Source organism: Methylobacillus sp. DLP286, assembly GCF_056636515.1.
Map to the genome: position 1 here is coordinate 460,080 of NZ_CM153145.1, position 21,872 is coordinate 481,951.

The 21,872-nt window shown below is 60.2% G+C and carries 12 protein-coding genes; 10 read left to right on the forward strand and 2 right to left on the reverse strand.

Annotated features, from left to right (window positions below; all coding sequences use genetic code 11):
* Window positions 1-2: 2 nt before the first annotated feature.
* From ACWXTG_RS02200 to tilS, 4 genes are all read left to right on the forward strand, one after another.
* On the forward strand, window positions 3-4,931 hold the full coding sequence (locus tag ACWXTG_RS02200) for a hybrid sensor histidine kinase/response regulator (RefSeq protein ID WP_480220532.1): 4,929 nt from the start codon (window positions 3-5) through the stop codon (window positions 4,929-4,931).
* Between the two features lie 75 nt (window positions 4,932-5,006).
* Entirely contained in the window at window positions 5,007-8,456 is a 3,450-nt protein-coding gene (gene dnaE, locus ACWXTG_RS02205) for a DNA polymerase III subunit alpha (RefSeq protein WP_480220533.1), read from the forward strand.
* A 6-nt stretch (window positions 8,457-8,462) separates the two neighbouring features.
* Window positions 8,463-9,452, forward strand: a complete 990-nt coding sequence (locus ACWXTG_RS02210) for an acetyl-CoA carboxylase carboxyltransferase subunit alpha (RefSeq protein ID WP_405029488.1) — start codon at window positions 8,463-8,465, stop codon at window positions 9,450-9,452.
* Window positions 9,453-9,579: 127 nt separating this feature from the next.
* A complete protein-coding gene (tilS, locus tag ACWXTG_RS02215; protein ID WP_407996445.1) occupies window positions 9,580-10,845 on the forward strand; it encodes a tRNA lysidine(34) synthetase TilS in 1,266 nt (421 codons plus the stop codon).
* 27 nt (window positions 10,846-10,872) lie between these two features.
* Here the strand turns inward: tilS and ACWXTG_RS02220 are convergent, their stop codons facing one another.
* Window positions 10,873-11,499, reverse strand: coding sequence for an arylesterase (locus tag ACWXTG_RS02220; protein WP_407996446.1), 627 nt, complete (start codon window positions 11,497-11,499; stop codon window positions 10,873-10,875).
* A 2-nt stretch (window positions 11,500-11,501) separates the two neighbouring features.
* On the opposite strand from ACWXTG_RS02220, the gene ACWXTG_RS02225 reads away from it, so the two are divergent.
* The 6 genes from ACWXTG_RS02225 (at window position 11,502) to ACWXTG_RS02250 (ending at window position 20,415) form a co-directional block, all read left to right on the forward strand.
* On the forward strand, window positions 11,502-12,188 hold the full coding sequence (locus tag ACWXTG_RS02225) for an ABC transporter ATP-binding protein (RefSeq protein WP_480220534.1): 687 nt from the start codon (window positions 11,502-11,504) through the stop codon (window positions 12,186-12,188).
* Window positions 12,185-14,692, forward strand: a complete 2,508-nt coding sequence (locus ACWXTG_RS02230; RefSeq protein ID WP_480220535.1) for an ABC transporter permease — start codon at window positions 12,185-12,187, stop codon at window positions 14,690-14,692. The genes ACWXTG_RS02225 and ACWXTG_RS02230 overlap by 4 nt, the downstream gene beginning before the upstream one ends.
* Window positions 14,693-14,906: 214 nt before the next feature.
* On the forward strand, window positions 14,907-17,249 hold the full coding sequence (locus ACWXTG_RS02235) for a TonB-dependent receptor (protein ID WP_480220536.1): 2,343 nt from the start codon (window positions 14,907-14,909) through the stop codon (window positions 17,247-17,249).
* 29 nt (window positions 17,250-17,278) lie between these two features.
* A complete protein-coding gene (locus tag ACWXTG_RS02240) occupies window positions 17,279-18,697 on the forward strand; it encodes a sigma-54-dependent transcriptional regulator (protein WP_309565038.1) in 1,419 nt (472 codons plus the stop codon).
* A gap of 98 nt (window positions 18,698-18,795) precedes the next feature.
* Complete coding sequence (gene purT, locus ACWXTG_RS02245; RefSeq protein WP_480220537.1) at window positions 18,796-19,998, forward strand: formate-dependent phosphoribosylglycinamide formyltransferase; 1,203 nt, start codon at window positions 18,796-18,798, stop codon at window positions 19,996-19,998.
* A gap of 3 nt (window positions 19,999-20,001) precedes the next feature.
* Window positions 20,002-20,415, forward strand: coding sequence for a group II truncated hemoglobin (locus ACWXTG_RS02250; protein ID WP_480220538.1), 414 nt, complete (start codon window positions 20,002-20,004; stop codon window positions 20,413-20,415).
* A 60-nt stretch (window positions 20,416-20,475) separates the two neighbouring features.
* Here the strand turns inward: ACWXTG_RS02250 and ACWXTG_RS02255 are convergent, their stop codons facing one another.
* Entirely contained in the window at window positions 20,476-21,831 is a 1,356-nt protein-coding gene (locus ACWXTG_RS02255; RefSeq protein ID WP_480220539.1) for a DEAD/DEAH box helicase, read from the reverse strand.
* Window positions 21,832-21,872 lie beyond the last annotated feature (41 nt).

Sequence of the window (21,872 nt, forward strand, 5' to 3'; positions counted from 1 at the left end):
TGGTGGAAGATTTCGATATCGGCCCGCTGAGCTGGGTCAAGGGTGAAATAGACCAGGCCCTGGAGCAGGTGTTGGCGCAACTGGCCGCGCTCGGGGCCAACCCCGCCGATCTGTCGCCATTGCGTTTTGCCAAGACGCATCTTTATCAGGTCAATGGCGCTTTCGACATGGTGGGCCTGGAAGGATGCAAGCGCTATTGCAACGAAATCGAAACTATCGTTTCCAAGCTGGACAAGTCGGAGCTCAGCCTGGAGCCTGAGTATCTGGACACGCTGCGCTACGCCATCCTGCATTTGCAGCAATACCTGCAGGAGCTCATGAATGGAGAGCCGGACCAGCCCTTGCGCCTGTCGTTGCCCTTGCAGAAACTGGCGTCCTTGCACGGTGAAGCCTTGGAGGATTCGGAGCTGTTCTTCCCGGATACCAGCCTGCGCCTTCCCAAGGACATCCCCACCGAAACGCTGGACTCGCAAAGCTTGCTGGCTACCCTCAAGGAACAACGCGCCCAATTCCAGAAATCCTTGCTTTCCTGGCTGAAAGGCGATGCAGAGGCGTTACAAGACATGACCGCCGCGCTGGAGCGCGTGCAGCTTGTGCAATCCCAGTCGGCGCAGAAAACCCTATGGTGGGTGGCAACTGCATTCACCGAGACCCTGGCCGAGGAGAGCCATCGCCAGGCTGTCGGCGTCAAGCGGCTGTGCCGCCGTCTTGACCAGGAGTTGCGCTCTGCCGGCGAGGGCGTGAACCGCCCGGCCAGCCTCTTGTTGCGGGACCTTTTATATTTCCTCGCCATCAGCAAGCTCGCTACCGAACGTATTGTCCAAGTGAAAGCGTTGTTCGAGCTGGACGGGTTGATCCCCGCCGAGGCGACTTTCGTGCCCGACGTCGAAGAGCAGCAATATATCAGGCAATGCCAAGTGGCCCTGGATGCGCTCAAGGAGTTGTGGGCGCGCGCGCATGAAGGCGAAGCCGTCTTCAATGACTTCATGACCCGCTTTGCGGGCATCCTCAACACCTACCCGGCGTTATCGAATGAACCGGTGAAGCAGTTGTTCGCTGCAGTACATGACCAGGTATTGGCCTTGCAGCAAGGCCATCATCCCCAGCAGGATATTGCCCTGGTCGAAGTCGCCTCTGCCTTGACCTTGTTGTCGGATGCTCTGCAGCATTACGGCCGGCAAGGCGAGCAGGCTGAGCTTGAAATGGAAAAGCAACTGCAGCGCTTGCAAACCCTATTGCATGGCGAACTGCCCGCATTGGCGCCTGCGCCTGCGGTGCAGCAGGCGGCGCAGCATGCATTGGCGCGCGAGACGGCGGCGGCATTGCAAGAGGTGGAGCAACTGCTGGATGCCTATTTCCGCCAGCCGGGCGATGCCGCCCCGTTGTCTCAGGCAAGCACGCCTTTGCAGCAAGTCTCCAACGCCCTGGACATACTGGAAATGCCCGAAGTCAAGGCTCTGGCACAGGCCGCCCAAGAGGTGATCGCCGGGTTGCAGCAGGGGAGAATAGCTACAGGGCAGGAAGTGTTTGAATCGCTGGCGGACAGCCTGAGCCTGGTCGGGATGACGGTCGAGCAATATCCTCATGCCGTGAGCGGGGCGTTTGCGCTCGAGGATGCGCTGGCAAGGTTGAAGGCAGTGCAGAATGCAGAACCGGGGACGCAGCCTGCCGAGGCGGCGGAAATCCCAGAGACCCATACCGCAACGCCTGAATTGCCTGACGACGAGCTGCTGGATGTCTACCTGACCGAGGCCGAAGAGGTGCTGGCGAATGTCGCGCAGCATTTGCAGGCATTGCGCGTCAATGCAACCAATCACCAGGCCTTGGTCGAGGTGCGCAGGGGCTTCCATACCCTGAAGGGCAGCGGCCGGACAGTCGGCTTGGCCGATCTCGGCAATGTGGCTGCCATCGTCGAGACCTTGCTCAACCGCGTGATCGAACGCAAGCTCACGCCAACCAGCGCAATGATTGCCTTTATTGAGGATGCGACGGCTGCTTTCGCCGGCTGGGTCGCGTCGTTGCGCGACAAGGCACAGCAGCCGGTCGAAGCCGCGCTTTGGCAAGCGCGTGCGGATGAGCTGGAATCCAGCCTGTCTGGATCGGCGGCCAAGGAGCAGCCGGAGGAAGTGCTGATCGGTGGCACGCGCAAGATCAGCCGCGCCTTGTTCGAAGTGTTCCTGCAAGAGGCGGGGCAGCACCTGGAACAATTGCAGGACTGGCTGCAGGTCGTGCTGCATCGCAGCGAGCCCGTGCTCACGCCGGACAAGGAAACCTGCAGGGCCGCCCATACCCTGGCCAGCAACGCCGGTTCCACCGGGTTCAACGCATTGTCAGACCTGGCGCGCGCATTGGAGCATTGGCTGGACGCGCACCAAGGCAACTGGACGGAGCAAACCGCGGCTTTGTTGCAGAATGCGGTCTCCACCTTGGAGAAAATGCTGGGCAAGGCCCGCGAGCGCAAACAGTCGCGCGCTGCCACGGCCTTGTTGCGCGCACTCAAGAAAGCGGCGGCGGAGGCGGCGATACCGGTGATTGATGCCTCTACCGGCAGCAATGTCGTGCCATTGGCCCCGCGCCTGGCCAAGACCGAGGATGCCGTGGCCAGCCTGCTGGAAGCCGAGGCCAAGGTGAGCGGCCTGATGGAGCAGTCCCAGACGCAGGCGCCCTCGACGGAAACCGAAGAGGCCGCACCTGCTGAATCCGTTCGCGACCAAGATACCTCCGAAGCTCCGACTGCCGACCTTCCTGCCTCACAACAGGCGGTGGACCAAGAGCTGTTTGCCTTGTTCGTCGAGGAGGCCAGCGACCTCATGCCCATGATCGGCAGCAAGCTGCGCGCCTGGCATGCGGCCCCGTATGAGGCTGAGCATCCGGACATGCTGCAACGTGCCTTGCATACCCTCAAGGGCAGCGCGCGCATGGCAGGGCAAGGCAGCCTGGGCGACGCGGTGCATGGCATGGAAGACCTGGTCATGCGCGCCTTGAAGCAGGTGCCGCAGGCCGAGGATTTCGCCGAGATGTTTGCAGGGCTGGACCATATCGGCGCCTTGCTGGAAGATGTCCTGGGCGGGCAGACCACGCTGGCCACGGGCCGCCAGTCGGCGATCCAGCGCGCTGGGCGGGAACGCCGCGTTCAATACTTGCGGCTGCGCGCCGAGGCGCTGGACCGGCTGATCAACGAGGCGGGAGAAGTCAGCATCGCGCGCTCGCGCCTGGAGCGCGAAATGCAGGCATTCAAGCAGTCCTCGCTCGACCTGACCGAAAGCGTGCAGCGTCTTCGCAGCTACTTGCGCGAACTGGAAATCGAGGCGGAAAGCCAATTGCAGTCGCGCATGACATTGCTGCAGGAGTCGAACGAAACATTCGATCCGCTGGAATTCGACCGCTTTACGCGCTTGCAGGAGCTGACGCGCATGATGGCGGAAAGCGTCAACGACGTTTCCACCATCCAGCAGGGCCTGTTGCGCAACCTTGATGAGACCGAGGCTGCGTTGCAGCAGCAGGGGCGCATGAGCCGCGACCTGCAATATGGCCTCATGAACGTGCGCCGGGTGCCGTTCTCGCTGGTGACGGAGCGGCTGCATCGCATAGTACGCCAGACGGCGCGCGAGCTCGATAAGCGGGTCGAGCTCACGCTCGACGGAGCCGACACCGAGATCGACCGCAGCGTGCTGGACCGTATGGGCGCGGCGGTGGAGCATATCCTGCGCAATGCGGTGGCGCACGGCATAGAGTCGCCCGACGTGCGGCGCAAGCATGGTAAGCCCGCGGCGGGCACTATCACGCTCAAGGTGTGCCAGGAAAACGATGAAATCATGCTCACGGTCAGCGATGACGGCGCAGGCGTCGACCTGGGGCGGGTGCGGGAACGGGCATTGGCGCAGCACCTGCTGCAGCCCGACCAGGAGGTGAGCGACCAGGCTTTGCTGGCATTGATTTTCGAGCCGGGCTTCACCACGGCGCGCACCGTGTCGCAGATATCGGGCCGGGGAGTGGGGTTGGACGCCGTGCGCAGCGACATCACGGCGTTGGGCGGTCGTATCGACGTCAACAGCACCCAGGGCACGGGAACCATATTCAGCATCTTCCTGCCCGTGACCCTTTCCGTGTCGCAGGCGGTCTTGGTCAGGTACGGCAATCGCCAGTTCGCATTGCCGGCGGTGATGGTGGAGCAGGTGGTGAAGCTGAAGCCGGACGTACTGACGGCGGCGTACGCGGATGGCAAGTTGAGCTGGGCCGGCCATGATTACCCGATCTACTTCCTCGGCAGGTTGTGCGGCGATGCCCAGGCAACGGCGGAAAGCCAGCGCTATACGCCGGTCATGCTGCTGCGTAGCGGCCACTACCGTGTGGCATTGCATGTGGACGATATTGTCGGCAACCAGGAAGTGGTGATGAAGCAGATCGGCCCGCAACTTGCCCGCGTGCCCGGCTTGATTGGGGCCACCGTGCTGGGCGATGGCGGTATCGTGCTGATCGTCAACCCATTGCAGCTTGCCAACCGCGAGGCCTTGTCGGCAGGCAGCCTCAACATCGCCGTGACAGTGGACACCCCGTTGGCGTCAAGCAAGCCGGTGGCATTGCTGGTGGACGACTCCCTCACCATGCGCAAGGTGCTGGGACGCTTCCTCGAGCGCGAAGGGTACGAGGTCGTCACGGCCAAGGACGGCATGGAAGCCATCCAGGCCATGCAGCAGTCCTTGCCGGCCGTGATCCTTACCGACATCGAGATGCCGCGCATGGATGGTTTCGAACTCGCCCGCAATGTGCGCGACGACGAACGCACGCGCCATATCCCGCTGGTGATCGTGAGCTCGCGCACGGCGGAAAAGCACCAGGCCCTGGCAAAAAGCCTGGGCGTGGATGCTTTCTTCGGCAAGCCGGTACAGGAAGACGAGCTGGCTGCCGCGTTGCGCCAGTTGCTGGCCTGATATTGGTCCGGCCGGGAGGCCCGGATGCAATCTCCTGATAGCAAGGCCGCCTGAATCAGGTAAAATCAGGGCAGTATGTCGAATCCCTCATTCATCCATCTGCGTTGCCATAGCGAGTATTCCGTGGTCGATGGTACCGTACGCATTGGCGATTACGTCAAGCAGGCGGTGGCAGACCAGATGCCCGCATTGGCCTTGACCGACCTCAGCAGCCTGTTCGGTGCGGTCAAATTCTACAAATCCGCCCGCGGCAAAGGCGTCAAGCCGCTTATCGGCGCCGATATCTGGCTGGAAAATGAATCCAAGCGCGACCAGCCCCACCGCTTGCTATTGCTATGCCAGACGCATGCGGGCTACCTGCGCTTGTGCGAGCTGCTAAGCCGCGCCTTTCTGCAAAACCAGTATCGCGGCCGCGCCGAGGTCAAGCGCGAATGGCTGCACGAAAACGGCACCGAGGGCCTGATCCTGTTGTCCGGCGCCATGGGCGGCGACATAGGGCAGGCACTGCTGCAGGGCAACTACGCCCAGGCACAGGCGCTTGCCGGGCAATGGGCGGCGCTGTTCCCGCAGCGGTTTTATATCGAGCTGCAGCGGGCAGGCCATGCCCAGCAGGAAGCCTATATCGCCAGCGCACTCGCCCTCGCCAGCGAGTTGGAGCTGCCGGTGGTGGCGACCCATCCCGTACAATTCATGACGCCGGACGACTTCAAGGCGCACGAAGCGCGCGTCTGTATTGCCGAAGGCTATGTGCTTGCGGATAACCGCCGCCCCAAGCTGTTTACCCCTGAGCAGTATTTCAAGTCCCAGGCGCAGATGGCGGAATTGTTCTCCGACATCCCCGAAGCGCTTGCCAACAGCGTCGAGATCGCCAAGCGTTGCAACCTGACCCTGACGCTGGGCAAGAATTACCTGCCGCAATTCCCGACGCCCAATGGCGAGAGCCTGGATGAGTACCTGGTCGCCCAGGCCAAGGCCGGCCTGGAGGAGCGGCTCAAGGTGCTGTATCCCGATGAGGCCAGGCGTGAAGCAAAGCGCCCGGAATATGAGGCGCGCCTGGAATTCGAGACCAACATCATCATCCAGATGGGTTTCCCGGGTTATTTCCTCATCGTGGCGGACTTCATCAACTGGGCCAAGAACAACGGCGTGCCGGTCGGGCCGGGCCGGGGTTCCGGCGCCGGATCGCTGGTCGCCTATAGCCTGGGGATTACCGATCTCGACCCGATGCGCTACGCATTGCTGTTCGAGCGTTTCCTCAACCCGGAACGGGTTTCCATGCCCGACTTCGATATCGACTTCTGCCAGGAAGGCCGCGACCGCGTCATCGATTACGTCAAGCGCAAGTACGGCCTGGATTCGGTCTCCCAAATCGCCACCTTCGGGACCATGGCCGCCAAGGCCGTGATCCGGGACGTGGGCCGGGTGCTGGACCTGCCGTTCAACTTCGTCGATAGCGTGGCCAAACTGATCCCGAACGAGCTGGGCATCAGCCTCAGCGACGCGTTGGAGAAGGAGCCGCAGCTCAAGGAGCGCCGAGAGCAGGAGGAAGAGGTTGCCGAGCTGCTCGAACTTGCGCTGAGGCTGGAGGGCCTGACCCGCAATATCGGCATGCACGCGGGCGGCGTATTGATTTCCCCGGGCAAGATTTCCGACTTTTCCCCGATCTATTGCCAGGCGGGCGGCGAGAGCGTGGTCAGCCAGTACGACAAGGACGATGTCGAGGCCGTGGGCCTGGTCAAGTTCGACTTCCTGGGCCTGCGTACGCTGACCATCCTGGACATGGCGCTGGAAAGCGCCAACCAGCAGCGTGCGGAAAAGGGCCTGGAGCCGTTGCATTTCGAGACGCTGCCCATAGACGACAAGGCCAGTTACCAGCTGCTCAAGGCTGCCAATACCACGGCCGTGTTCCAGCTGGAATCGCGCGGCATGAAGGATATGCTGAAGCAGGCCAAGCCGGACGTCTTCGAGGACATCATCGCGCTGGTGGCGCTGTACCGCCCCGGTCCGATGGACCTGATCCCCGATTTCTGCCGCCGCAAGCATGGCTTGCAGCGCGTGGAATACCCGCACCCGGCGACCGAGGCTATCCTGAAAGAAACCTACGGCATCATGGTGTATCAGGAGCAGGTGATGCAGATCGCCCAGGTGGTGGCGGGCTACAGCCTGGGCGGCGCCGACCTGCTGCGCCGCGCCATGGGCAAGAAAAAGCCCGAGGAAATGGCGCAGCAGCGCAGCATCTTCATCGAAGGGGCGGTCAAGAACGGCACGCCTGAGAAGCAGGCCGGCGAACTGTTCGACTTGATGGAGAAGTTCGCGAGCTACGGCTTCAACAAGTCGCACGCGGCGGCTTATGCCCTGGTTGCCTACCATACGGCCTACCTCAAGGCACATTATCCAGCGGCTTTCCTGGCTGCCACTATGTCGGCGGACATGAACAATACGGACAACGTCCACCTGTTCTATGACGATTGCCTCGTCAACGGGCTGGAAGTGCTGCCTCCAGACATCAATGCCAGCGAATATCGCTTCAAGCCGATCAATGCCAAGCAGATCATTTACGGCCTGGGTGCGATCAAGGGCACGGGCTGGGCCGCGATCGAGCTGATTCTCGCCGCCCGCAAGGAAGGCGGCGACTTCAAGGACCTGTTCGATTTCTGCAGCCGCCTGGACTTGCGCAAGGTCAACCGCCGCGTGATCGAGTCGCTGATCCGCGCCGGGGCGTTCGACAAGCTCGAACCCAACCGGGCGGCATTGCTGGCTGGCGTCAGCCTGGCGATCAGCGCCGCGGAGCAGAGCGGGGCGGCGAGCGGACAGGACAGCCTGTTCGGCTCTGTGATCGACAGCGCCGTGCATGTACTGCCCGAAACGCCGCCATGGACGGAAAAGCAACGCCTGCAGGAAGAAAAGGCCGCGCTGGGTTTTTATTTCAGCGGCCACCCTTATGCGGATTACCAGAAGGAAGTCGCGACCTTCGTGCGCAACAACCTCGCCAGCCTCAAGCCCAGCGACCAGCCGCAGCTGCTGGCCGGCATCGTGATGGGCGTGCGCGTGCGCATGACAGGCCGCGGCAAGATGGCGATCGTCACGCTGGACGACATGGCGGGGCGCGTGGACATTGTCGTGAGCGGGGAGCTGCTCAACGAGAATGCGACCTTGATCAAGGAGGACCAGCTGCTGGTGGTGGAGGGGCGCGTCAGTCATGACGACTTCTCGGGCGGCTTGCGCGTCAATGCGCGCCGCCTGACCGATATCGCCGGCGCGCGCAGTGCATATGCCAACCTGCTCAAGCTGAGCTGCAACGGCCAGTCCGATGCCCACAAGCTACGGGCATTGCTGGCCCCTTATTGCAAGCCTGGCAATCCCGAGGCTGGGCGCGGCTGCGCCGTGAAGGTGGCTTACCACAACAAGGATGCGCAGGTGGAGCTCATGCTTGGCGATAACTGGCGTGTGGAACTGCAGGATGAATTATTGTATGGGCTGAAGGGTTGGCTCAGCGATGAAAACGTGAAAATACTTTATAATTGACGCCCTATGAACGCCAAAACCAACAACGTGAAAACCAGCTTCCTCGAGTTCGAGCAGCCGATTGCCGAACTGGAAGCCAAGATCGAAGAGCTGCGCTATGTGCAGGATGATTCCGCATTGGATATCTCGGAAGAGATCGAGCGCCTGCAACAAAAGAACAAGACCCTGACAAAGGATATCTACGCCAAGCTCACCGCCTGGCAGATTTCCCAAGTGGCGCGCCATCCGCAGCGGCCTTACACCCTGGATTACATCCGCGGCATCTTTACCGATTTTGAAGAGCTGCATGGCGACCGCGCTTTTGCGGATGATCCCGCCATCGTGGGCGGCATCGCCCGTTTCGAGGGGCAGCCGGTGATGGTGATCGGCCACCAGAAGGGCCGCGACGTGAAGGAGCGCCAGTACCGCAATTTCGGCATGCCGCGTCCTGAAGGCTATCGCAAGGCTTTGCGCCTTTACCGCCTGGCCGAGAAGTTCAGGCTGCCGATTATCACCCTGATCGATACGCCAGGCGCTTATCCCGGCATCGGTGCCGAGGAGCGTGGCCAGTCCGAGGCGATCGCGCGCAACCTTTATGTGATGGCGGAGCTCACTGTGCCGATTATCGGGGTGATCATCGGCGAAGGCGGCTCGGGAGGCGCATTGGCGCTGGGCGTGGTCGACCACCTGATGATGCTGCAATACTCCACTTATTCCGTCATTTCGCCCGAAGGCTGCGCCTCCATTCTATGGAAGAGCGCCGACAAGGCATCGGAAGCCGCAGAGACGCTAGGCATTACCGCAGCGCGCCTCAAGACGCTGGGCCTGGTTGACCGTATCGTGCCCGAACCCATGGGTGGCGCGCACCGTGCGCCGGAAGACATGATGCAGAACCTGCGCCGCGCCCTGGCTGACGAACTGGCCCATTTGCAGGTCAAGTCGGTAGACAACTTGCTGGAGGCGCGCCATGAGCGCCTCATGAGCTATGGCAAGTTCAAGGAAGTCCCTGTCAAGTAAGCCCTTATCCGGGAATGAGGGAAAACCTCCCCGTTCCCGCGATCCTGCCACCTCATCCACTTGCGTATCCGAGCTGATGCGCCGGATGGGTAGTTTTATTTCATCCCATACCAGGCCAGGACAGCATTTGCTGCTCGCATTCAGCGGCGGGCTGGATTCGCGCGTGTTGCTGCAGTTGCTTGTGCAAGCCAGGGCAAATCATGATTTCGTACTGGAAGCCATGCACGTGCATCATGGCCTGAGCCCGAATGCGGACCAGTGGGCCGAGTTCTGTGCGGCAGAGTGCCTCAGGCTGGAAGTGCCATTCCATTGTGCGCATGTGCATGTCGAACAGCAGTCTGGCATGGGCATAGAGGCGAGCGCCAGGCGGGCACGGTATGCTGCCTTGCTGGCCCACCACGCTGATTATGTGTTGTTGGCGCACCATCAGGATGACCAGGCCGAGACCTTGCTGCTGCAGTTGCTGCGCGGGGCCGGCGCCAAGGGGCTGGCAGGCATGGCGATGCACGACCCGTCCCGCAGGCTGCTGCGCCCCTTGATCGATGTTTCCCGTACCGAGCTCGAGGCGTATGCCAGGCAAGCCGGCTTGCAATGGGTGGAAGACGAAAGCAACCTGGATATGCGTTATGACAGGAATTTCTTGCGCCATGCAGTTTTTCCAGTTTTAGAACAGCGTTATCCTGCTGCGAAAAGCACGTTAGCCCGCTCAGCCATGCATATGGCTGAGGCGATGGCTTTACTGGATGAGCTTGCAGCGCTGGATGCTGCGACCGTGATCGCGGATGGCAAGGTCAATGTCGAGAGTCTGGGCATGTTGTCCGGCCAGCGCGCGCGCAACCTGCTGCGTTGGTGGCTGGCCTCATATGGCTTGCCGATGCCGGGATTGCCACGGTTGCAGGAGATGTTGCAGCAGCTGCAACATGCCGGTGACGAGGCTATCATCAAAGTCCGGGTGCATGAAGCGAATTACCTGCGGCGTTACCGCGGCTGGGCCAGCCTGAGCGTGGAGCCGCCTATTCCAGATCGGGCCGGTTTGCAGTGGCAGGGTGAAAATAGCCTGCTTTTGCCCGCGAACGGTCAATTGCTGGCCCGGTATGATGTTGCGAACGGCTTGGCCATGTCACGATTGCAGGGACGCAAGCTCGGCATACGCTACCGCAATGGTGGAGAGCGTTTCAAGCCTGATGCCAAGCGCCCGACCCGTACGCTCAAGCAACTCTACCAGGAAGCCAATATCGCGCCATGGCTGCGCGAACGCCTGCCGTTGGTTTACCTTGATGACGAGTTGGTGCTGGTGCCGGGGATCGGGGTTACAGAAGGTTGGCAGGCAAGGCCTGGCGAGCAGGGCATGATGCTGGATTGGCAGCCCCTGCAGCCGGGTTCGCCATACTGACGCATAAGGAGAAGCAGCGCGGCTGTGCTAGGCCGGCTTGCCGGACTTGAGCAGCGGCTCCAGCTGCTTCCAGACGTTTTCCAGGATGGCTTCCTGGGCATTGGCTTTGGGGTGCAGCCCATCCTGCTGTGTGAACTCGACCTTGCCGGCGACGCCCTCCAGCAGGAACTCGACCAAGGGCAGCTTGAATTCTTTTGCCAGCGCTGCATAGCTGGCAGTGAACTCTCGCGTGTATTTAGGGCCATAGTTCGGTGGAATCATCATGCCTACCAGCAGCACTTGCGCCTTGGCTTCCTGGCCGGACTTGATCATGCCGGCAAGGTTGTTGCGCATCTGGGCGACAGGCAGGCCGCGCAGGCCGTCATTGGCGCCTAGCTCCAGGATAACGATACCTGGCTTGTGCTGAGCGAGTGTTGCCGCAATACGACTAACCCCGCCGCTGGTGGTCTCTCCGCTGATGCTGGCGTTGACGACCTTGTAGCCGGGGTATTGCTGCTTGAGGCGATTTTCCAGCAGGGCTACCCAGCCTTGCTCGCGCGGAATGCCGTAAGCTGCGGAAAGGCTGTCGCCATAGACCAGGATGGTGGCGGCATGCGCGGTGTTGGCCACCATGGCGCAGGCAAGACTGAATAACAATATGAAACGGAACATCATTGATGCAAACACCTTTGGTAGTTGAAGCGGTTAATCTCGACAAATATATAGAAAACGGGGCGGGTAGGCTCGATATTTTGCAGTCGCTCTCGCTCCAGGTGGCAGCCGGGGAGAAAGTCGCCATTATCGGCAGCTCGGGCTCGGGCAAGTCTACATTGCTGAGCCTGCTTGCAGGGTTGGACAGTCCCAGCGGCGGAAAAGTGCTGGTCAACGGCACCGAGATCAGCCACCTGGACGAAGACGGCCGGGCGGCTATCCGCGGCAAGAGCATGGGTTTCGTATTCCAGTCGTTCCAATTGCTGCCTTCCCTTACTGCTTTGGAAAACGTCATGCTGCCCTTGCAGCTGGCTGGCCGCAAGGATGCCAAGGAAAAGTCCAGCGCCGCGCTCGAGCGGGTGGGGCTTGGACACCGTCTCTCGCACTACCCGCGCCAGATGTCCGGCGGCGAGCAGCAGCGTGTTGCGATAGCACGGGCTTTTGCGCCGCAACCCGCCATCCTGTTCGCCGATGAGCCGACGGGCAACCTGGACGAGCATACCGGCGAGCGCATTATTGAATTGCTGTTCGGCCTGAATGCCGAATCCGGCACGACCTTGATCCTCGTCACGCATGACATGCAACTCGCATCGCGCTGCCAGCGCAGGTTGCGCCTGCATGACGGCCAATTGCACGAAGAGAGTGACGCATGATGGCCTTCCTGATTGCCTGGCGCCAGCTGCGCAGCCAGTGGGCGGCTGGCGAGGTGCGCGTCTTGGTCTTCGCCCTTGTACTGGCCGTGGCTGCCACGACCTCGGTTGGCTTCTTTACCGACCGCATTGAGTCCGCCCTGGTGCGGCAGGGCGGTATGCTGCTGGGCGGCGACATATTGGTAGCAGCGGACCATGCCATCCCGGATCGCTATATCGATGAAGCCAGGCAGCGTGGCTTGCAATCGACGCATGCCACCGAATTTCCCAGCATGGTGCTGCATGGCGATGACAGCCAGCTGGCCGAGATCAAGGCGGTGGGGGAGGGCTTCCCCTTGCGCGGCGAATTGACGGTATTGCTGCAGCGGGTTGAGCCGGCCTTGATGCTGACTGGCGGACAAGCCGCAACTGGGATACCGGCGCCGGGTACGGTCTGGATAGAGCCGCGCCTGGCTTCCAGGCTGGGCGTGAACGTGGGCGACAGCCTGGAAGTGGGCGAGCGCAATATGCAGGTTTCTGCCATCCTGCAACGCGAGCCGTCGCGTGGCGGGGACATGTTCAGCATTGCGCCCCGCGTGATGCTCAATGCGGCAGACTTGGCCTCGACCGGGTTGATCCAGTTCGGCAGCCGGGTCAAGTACCAATTGTTGCTGGCCGGGGAGGCTGCCGAGATCGATGATTTCGCTGCCTGGCTCAAGCCTAAACTGGAGCGCGGAGAGCAATTGCAGAAAGTTACCGATGCCCGGCCAGAGATGCGCAACGCCCTGGAAAAGGCACAGCAGTTCCTCGGCCTGTCTGCCATGGTGAGCGTGATCCTGGCCATGGTGGCGATGTTCCTTGCCAGCCAGCCCTATGTGCAGAAAAGCCTGGATAGCTACGCTCTGATGCGTTGCTTCGGCGCTTCGCGGCGTTTCATTTTCCGTATTCTCATGAGCCAGACCCTGCTGATCGCCGCTTTCGGCAGCGGCTTTGGGGTATTGCTTGGCTTTGCCGCGCAGGCCGGCCTGGCGGTGCTGGCGGACAGGTTGCTGCTGGAAACGCTGCCGGCGCCTGGCATCATGCCTGCCGTGTCTGGCCTGGCGGCGGGTTTTGCCGCCATGCTGGCCGTGGTCTGGCCGCATCTTGCGCGCTTGCGCGATGTGCCTGCCTTGCGCATCCTTCGGCGCGACCTGGGCGAGCAATATCAGGCGCATTGGCTGCATTTCGTCCCGGCCCTGCTGGTATTGGCTGGGTTGATCTTGTGGCAGGCGGGCGATGCAAAGCTGGGGGCTATCGTGCTGCTGGCATTGGCAGGCCTGTTATTGGCAGTCGCCTTGCTGGCCTGGCTCGGCGTGCGTCTGCTCGCACGCTTGCCGCAGAACGCGACCGGCTCCTGGCTGCTGGGCCTGGCAGCCTTGAAGCGCAGGCCGGGCCTGGCGGTAGCCCAGGTGCTGGGGTTCAGCCTTGGGCTGACGGCGCTGATTTTGCTGGCCATCGTCCGGGGCGACCTGCTGTCGAGCTGGCAGCAGACGTTGCCGGAGGATGCGCCGAACCGGTTCATCATTAATATCCAGCCAGAGCAGATTAGGCCGATCAAGCAGTTCTTCGACCGCAGCGGCCTTCATCATGTCGAGATATTCCCCATGGTGCGCGGACGCTTGCTGGAGATCAACGGTAAGCCGCTTAACGTGGAAGATTACCAGGATGACAGGGCGCGGCGGCTGGCGGAACGCGAATTCAACCTTTCCTGGGCAGCTGACATGCAGCAGGATAACCAGTTGCTTGAGGGACATTGGTGGCAGCCGTTGGAACATGGCAAGCCCATGCTGTCGCTGGAGCAGGGGATCGCAAACGACCTGCACCTCAAGCTGGGCGATCGTTTGACCTATGATGTCGCCGGGACGCGGCTGGAACTGGAAATCACCAGCCTGCGCAAGGTGGAGTGGGATACCATGCGTGCCAATTTCTTTGCCGTGACGCCGCCAGGCGTGCTGGATAATTATCCTTCCAGCTATATCACCAGTTTCCACCTGCCAGGCGGCCAAGAACAGTTGCTCAATCAGCTGGTACGCGAGTTTCCCAATCTGACGGTGATTGATGTCGCAGCCTTGCTTGACCAGGTGCGCGAGATCATGAACAAGATGAGCCACGCGCTTGAATATGTGTTTGCCTTCAGTTTGTTGACCGGGCTGGCCGTGCTTTATGCTGCCCTGGTGGCCACTCGCGAAGAGCGCGTCAAGGAGGCAACGCTGCTACGCGTGCTGGGCGCTTCCAGGCGGCAGGTATTGCAGGCGCTCTGGACCGAGTTTGCCGTCATCGGCATCCTTGCGGCGCTGGTTGCCACGCTGGCGGCTGCCATCATGGCGTATTACCTCAGCAGCCAGGTGTTCAATATTCCTTACCAGTTCAACTTGCGGGGTGCCTTGGGCGTCATGGTGCTGGCTGCTTTGCTGGTGCCTGCCGCCGCATGGCTGGGCATGCGGCGCTTCCTCAATCAATCTCCGCGCGCTATATTGCAAAGTATATGAATGGGGTGGTTATATACAGCCAATTTGGCTATATATAACCACCATAATTGGTTGTTTATAACCGATTCAAATGAAGTTCTGATATTCTCTTTCACAGAAATCCATGAATACAATCACTTACCGCCTGCCTGAAATCCGGCATGAAACTTGATAGATGGGAGATGCCGGAATCATAAATATAAACCGGCGATCACAACAACTATGGAAGGATTGTATGTTAAAGAGAGAGAATCTGAGGTTGAGCACGGTTGCAGTGCTGGTTGCCAATGCCTGTATCAGCTTCCAGGCATATGCAGCAGATGCAACGCCTATCACTACGGATAAGGTCAACGTGGTGGGCACGACGCCGCTGCCTTCGCTCGGTCTGCCATTGGCGCAAGTGCCTGCAGGCATCCAGCTCATCACCGGCCCTCAAATGCAAAAGCAGCGCAGCGTCACGATTGCAGACTACCTGCAAAACAATGTGCCTGCGGTCAATGTCAACGATACGCAGAATAATCCGTTCCAGCCCGATATCAGTTTCCGTGGCTATTCCGCATCCCCATTGCTGGGTACGCCGCAGGGCTTGTCCGTATACGTGGACGGCGTGCGCGTCAATGAGCCGTTTGGCGACGTCGTGAGCTGGGACCTGATCCCGGTCAACGCGCTTGCCAATATGTCCTTGATCCCCGGGTCCAATCCACTGTTCGGCCTCAATACGCTGGGCGGCGCATTGTCCCTGCAGACCAAGAGCGGCCGCGACAACCAGGGTGCTGCCCTGGAGGCCAGCGTTGGCTCATGGGGCCGCAAGACTGGATCTGTCGAGTATGGCGGTGTTTCCGAGGACGGCTCGGTTGATTTCTTCATCACGGCCAATTCATTCCGTGAGGACGGCTGGCGCGACCATTCCCCGACTGATGTGCGGCAATTGTTCGCCAAGGTGGGCTGGCAGAATGAAACCACCAAACTGGACCTAAGCTATACCGGCGCCGACAATGACATGATCGGCAACGGGCTGGTGCCGTCGGAGATGATGCGCGCGCTGGGTCGTGACACTATCCTTACGCGTCCAGATCAGACACGCAACACCCTGTCGTTTCTCAACCTGACCGGTTCGCATTGGTTCAATGACGACGTGATGCTGAGCGGCAATGTCTACTACCGCCAGTCCAGGACCCGTACCTTGAACGGGGATGGCAACGATGACGTGGATGATAATGATTATATGGCGGACTGTAGTACTTTGACGGATCCAGAGGATGCCGAGGAGTCATGTGCAGGTGCTCTTAATCGCAGTCGTGCACGTAAGGACAGTTATGGCTTTACTACCCAGCTGAGCTTCAATCAGGATTGGTTGCAAAAGAAAAACCAATTCATCGTTGGGTTTGGTTTCGACCAGAGTAAGACACGTTTCAGCCAATCGACCGAGTTTGGAAACTTGACGTCAAGCCGCGGCGTAGACGGCATCGGATTGTTTGGCGATGAAGGCGAGGTCGAACTGACAGGGCGCACGCGTACCTGGAGCCTGTTTGCAACTGACACGCTATCACTGAATGATTTCTGGCACCTGACGATGTCCGCGCGCTACAACCATACAAAGGTGGAGAATCGCGATCATCTGATTCCTGATACAAGTAACGATGAATCATTGTCCGGCGATCACAGCTTCAATCGCATCAATCCGGCAATCGGCCTGAATTTCACGCCAACCAAGGATTGGACGTTCTATGGTTCCTACAACGAAGGCAGTCGCGCGCCGACCGCTATCGAATTAGGGTGCGCCAATCCTGAAGAGTCTTGCAAGCTGCCTAATGCGATGGCGGGTGATCCACCTCTGAAACAGGTGGTGGCGAAAACCTACGAAGCAGGAGTACGTGGCAATTTGACCGAGGACTTGCGCTGGACGGCCAGTGTGTATCGTGCGCAGAACTACGACGATATCCAGTTCATCTATGTACCTGGAACCAGCGGCAGGGGTTATTTCGACAATGTAGGTAAAACCCGACGCATGGGCTTGGACACCAGCCTGATGGGCAATCACGGCGGTTTCAACTGGATGTTGGGCTATAGCTACATCAAGGCGACCTATGAGAGCGATCTTGAGTTGGTCAACGAGGTGAATACCACCGCCTCTGGTGGCAGCATCAACGTCAACAAGGGTGATCGCTTGGCTGCTATTCCTGCCCACCGCCTGAAGTTCCGTGGTGAATATGCCATTACGCCGAAGTGGAGCATAGGCACCAATGTCCTGATGTTCTCCGATCAATATGCCCATGGCAACGAGAACAACAAGGACCAAGGGGAAGGTGCGAAACTGGGCGGCTACACCATCGTCAATCTGGATACCCGCTATAACTTCGGCAACGGCTGGCAATTGTTTGCCAAGGCCATCAATATTTTCGATCGCGAATACAGTAGCGGCGGCATGATCGGGGAATCCTATTTCCTGGCTGACGGCACTTATGATGGCGGCGAAGATCACAGGGCGAGCCTACGTGCCCCAGGCGCTCCACGCGCAGGCTGGATCGGCGTGCGCTGGGAGTTTGGCGGTCCCAAGAATGTAGCATCTTCCAACTAAGCTAAGTTGTATTAAGGAGTGACCTCGCGATGCAGGAACAGGTAGCTGGGCAGGATCAGAAGTTTCAGGTCGGACGATCTGGGCCCAAGGTACGTGTCCTGCTCGTCGAGGATGAAGTGATTTTTGCGCGTGCTGTGGCCAAGCGGCTGCAGCAGGCGGGATATGACTGCGAGCATGCCGCCACGCTTGAAGAGGGGCGTGAGCTTGTGCGGCAGATGGCGCCTGATCTGGTATTGCTGGATATGCGCCTGCCCGACGGCAACGGCCTGGATTTATTGCCAGAGCTGGTCGCCAAAGGCATTTCCGTGATTTCCATGACGGCCTACGGCGAAGTGGCGGATGCAGTGTATGCAATGAAGCTGGGGGCAACCGATTACCTCAAGAAGCCGGTGGATCTTGATGAGCTGCTCCTGACGATAGAAAAGGCGCAAGCTGCCACCCAATTAAAACATCATCTCGATTATTCGCGGCAGCGCAACATGCATGCTGCCGAAGGCGTCGAGCTTCTGGGCGACAGCCCGGCCATGAGCAGCGTGAAGGCGCAGATAGCGCGATTTGCGCAGCTGGTGGCTTTTTCCGATGCCATTCCGCCAACCGTATTGATCCAGGGAGAAACCGGCACGGGCAAGGACGTGGCCGCACGGTTGCTGCACTTGTCATGCGCGAACAGCGACCGGCCTTTTGTGCATGTGGATTGCGCTTCCTTGCCTGCCGAGTTGATCGAGAGCGAACTGTTCGGCCACGAAAAAGGCGCTTTCACGAGTGCGCAAGGCTCCCGTTGCGGCCTGATCGAGGCCGCCGAGGATGGCACCCTGTTCCTGGACGAGATCGGCGAATTGCCATTGGCCTTGCAGGCCAAACTGCTTAACGTGCTGGAAAGACGCATGGTGCGTCGGCTTGGCTCGACCAAGGAACACCCCGTGCTGGCGCGGTTCGTGGCCGCAACCAACCGCGACCTGCACCAAATGGTGCTGGAGGGCCGTTTCCGCTCCGACTTGTTCTACCGCCTCAACGTATTGACCATGAACATGCCGCCGTTGCGCGAACGCGGGGATGACATCCTGCTGTTGGCCAAGCATTTTGCCGCTCAAACCGAGCGGCGCTACGGGTTGCAGCCGCGGCCGTTCTCCGTGGACGCCAGCCAGATGATCCGCGATTACCACTGGCCCGGGAACGTGCGCGAGCTCAAGCACCAGGTGAGCCGTGCCGTGTTGCTCAGCCGCGAAAGCCAGATCATGCCGCATGACCTGGCCTTGCCGGGGAGCATACAGGCCGAGCAGGCCATGGCGATCCCGGAGCGTGGCGTCACCCTGGAATCCGCAGAAAAAGTGCTGATCGAGAACGCGCTGCGCCAATCCAACAACAATGTGTCGGAAGCCGCCCGCCAATTGGGCATCACCCGCATGGCGATGCGTTACCGCATGGAGCGTCACGGCATCAAGATTTGAGCGTGCAGGGTATCGTCTGGCGCTTGCCTGAACGGCGTCAATGCGCTGCTCGTGGTATCATTCCGGGCATTTCCATGCTATTCAATTCCGGAGTGTTCATGAAGATCGGTACCCCTCTCAGTCCTGTTGCCACGCGTGTCATGCTGCTTGGCAGCGGGGAATTGGGCAAGGAGGTGATCATCGCCTTGCAGAGGCTGGGGGTCGAGGTGGTTGCAGTTGATCGTTACCAGAACGCACCCGGCCACCAGGTCGCGCATCGCGCTTATGCCATCGACATGACGGACCCCGTTGCCTTGCGCGAGTTGATCGACAAGGAAAATCCCCACCTGATCGTGCCCGAGATCGAGGCGCTGAACACCCGGTTATTGGCCGAGGTCGAGTTGGCCGGGCAGACCCGCGTGGTTCCCACCGTCAAGGCCGTGCAGCTCACCATGAATCGTGAAGGCATACGCCGCCTTGCTGCGGAGGAGCTCAGGCTGCCGACTTCGCCTTATGCGTTTGCCGATAGCGAGCAGTCGTTGCGGGCAGCGATTGAAAGCGGCATCGGTTATCCCTGTTTCATCAAACCCACCATGTCGTCGTCCGGCAAGGGTCAATCCCGCGTCACTTCCCCCGAGCAGATTGCCGCCGCCTGGGAATATGCCGCCACGGCCGGACGGGTGAACCAGGGTAAGGTGATTGTCGAAGGGCAGATCGATTTCGACTATGAAATCACCCTGCTGTCCGTACGCGCCTTGAATGCAGGGGGCGAAGTTGAGACGAGCTTCTGCGAACCTATCGGCCATTTGCAGGAAAAGGGCGACTATATCGAGAGCTGGCAGCCGCAGCCCATGACGGCATTGGCATTGAAGCGTGCGCAGGAGATTGCACGGGCGGTGACCGAAAGTCTGGGAGGGCTGGGGTTATTCGGGGTCGAGCTGTTCATCAAGGGCGACCAGGTCTGGTTCTCCGAAGTCAGTCCGCGCCCGCACGATACCGGCATGGTGACGATGGGCAGCCAGCGTTTCAGCGAGTTCGACCTGCATGCGCGCGCTATTCTGGGCTTGCCGGTCAATGTCAGCTTGAGCCGGCCCGGGGCCAGCGCCGTGATTTATGGCGGGCGGGACAGCGGGCAACTCGTGTTCGAGGGCGTCGAGCAGGCGTTGGCCGTTCCGGAGGCCGATGTACGACTGTTCGGCAAGCCGGAGTCATTCGAGCGCCGCCGCATGGGCGTGGCGTTGGCGACGGCCGACAATGTGGAAGAAGCACGTGAACGCGCACGCAAGGCGGCAAGGCTGGTCAGAACGCACGATGGAATTTGAGACATGCTGGACAAGATAGGCGAGCCGGGGAGCAGCAAGGCAACCCTGTTCGAGCTGCTGGGCGGGATAGAGCAGATTCGCGCCATCGTGGAGCGCTTTTACGACATCATGGATACCGACCCGCGCGCTGCGGGAATTCGTGCCATGCATACGCCAGACCTGACGTCGGCACGCGAAAAGCTATTCATGTTCCTGACCGGGTGGACCGGCGGGCCGCAGCTTTACATGGAGCGTTACGGGCATCCCCGGCTGCGCATGCGGCATATGCCATTCCCGATTGATGAGTCCGCCCGCGACCAATGGATGTATTGCATGGTCAAGGCCATGCACGATACCGGCGTGGACGAGGCCATCATCGAGAAAATGGGGGCTGCGCTTTATGGCGTGGCGGATTTCATGCGCAACCGCGAAGGTTAGCCCAGGATGATTTGCAGGATTGTCTGAAGGTAATAAAAAGGCGCATTCAGCGCCTTTTTATTACTTGCGGTTCAACCCGCCGAGCAGGGCGGGAATCTCTTTCTTCGACTTTTCCCGGGAATGCATGGGCTTGGGCGTCGGTGCATCTGTGGAAGGCTCATATGGCTTGAAGAACCATTCATCTTCTTTATTGCGGGCTGTTTGGCGCTGGCGCGGCGCAACGCTGCCTGACTTCTGCCGCTGGGTTTCCTGGCCACGGCGTGAAGGCTGGAGAACAGTGGCCTGTTCCTTCGGCAATTCGCGCTTGATGAGCTTCTCGATTTCCTTGAGGAATTTCTCCTCTTCGCTGGCCACCAGGGAAATTGCGATGCCGGAAGCGCCTGCGCGGCCGGTGCGGCCGATGCGGTGTACGTAATCCTCGGCGGCGCTGGGCAACTCGTAATTGATTACCATGGGGAGCTGGTCGATATCGAGGCCGCGTGCGGCCACGTCTGTCGCCACTAGTGCCGTGATCTTGCCTTGCTTGAAGGCGTCCAGCGCCTGGATGCGCTCAAGCTGGCTCTTGTCGCCATGAATCGCGCCGGCGGCAATGCCCTCACGCTCCAGGTGGCGCGCCAGGCGGCTCGCGGAGAGCTTGGTCTTGGTGAAGACGATGGCCTGCGTCGCTTCCTTGCGCAGCAAGTCGGCCAGCACATGCTGCTTGTGCTCGCTTTCCACCAGCAGGATTTTTTGCGTGACGTTTTCGGAGGTCGCGTTGCTGCGAGCGACTTCGATCAGCGTGGGCTTGGTCAGGAACTCTTCGGAAAGCTTCTTGATTTCAGGCGAGAAGGTTGCTGAGAACATCAGGTTCTGTCGTTTTTTCGGCAGCAGCGCGAGGATGCGTTTGAGGTCGGGCATGAAGCCCATGTCCAGCATGCGGTCGGCCTCATCCAGCACCAGCATCTGCACCTGGCCCAGTTGCACTGTGCGCTGTTCGACATGGTCAAGCAGGCGGCCCGGGGTGGCCACCAGGATTTCCACCCCTTTCATGAGATAGGGCGTCTGGGTCTTGATATCCACTCCGCCGAAGACAACCAGTGAACGCAGCGGCGTATGCTTGGCATACGTCTTGACACTTTCCTCGACCTGGATCGCAAGCTCCCGCGTAGGGGCAAGGATCAGGGCGCGTACCGGGTGCCGCGCAGGTGAGGCGCTACTACTGGCGAGCGGCAGCAGTTTCTGCAACAAGGGCAGGGTAAAAGCCGCCGTTTTGCCAGTGCCGGTTTGCGCGCCGGCCATCAGGTCGCTGCCTTCCAGCACGACGGGAATAGCCTGAGCCTGAATCGGAGTCGGCGTGGTGTAGCCCGACTCATCCAGTGCTTTCAGTAACTCGGGCGCCAGGTTGAGTGATGCAAAGCTGGTAGTGTCTGTATTCACGTTGTCTTCAGGTTGAGTGTTCACAAGTTAACTATACAAAG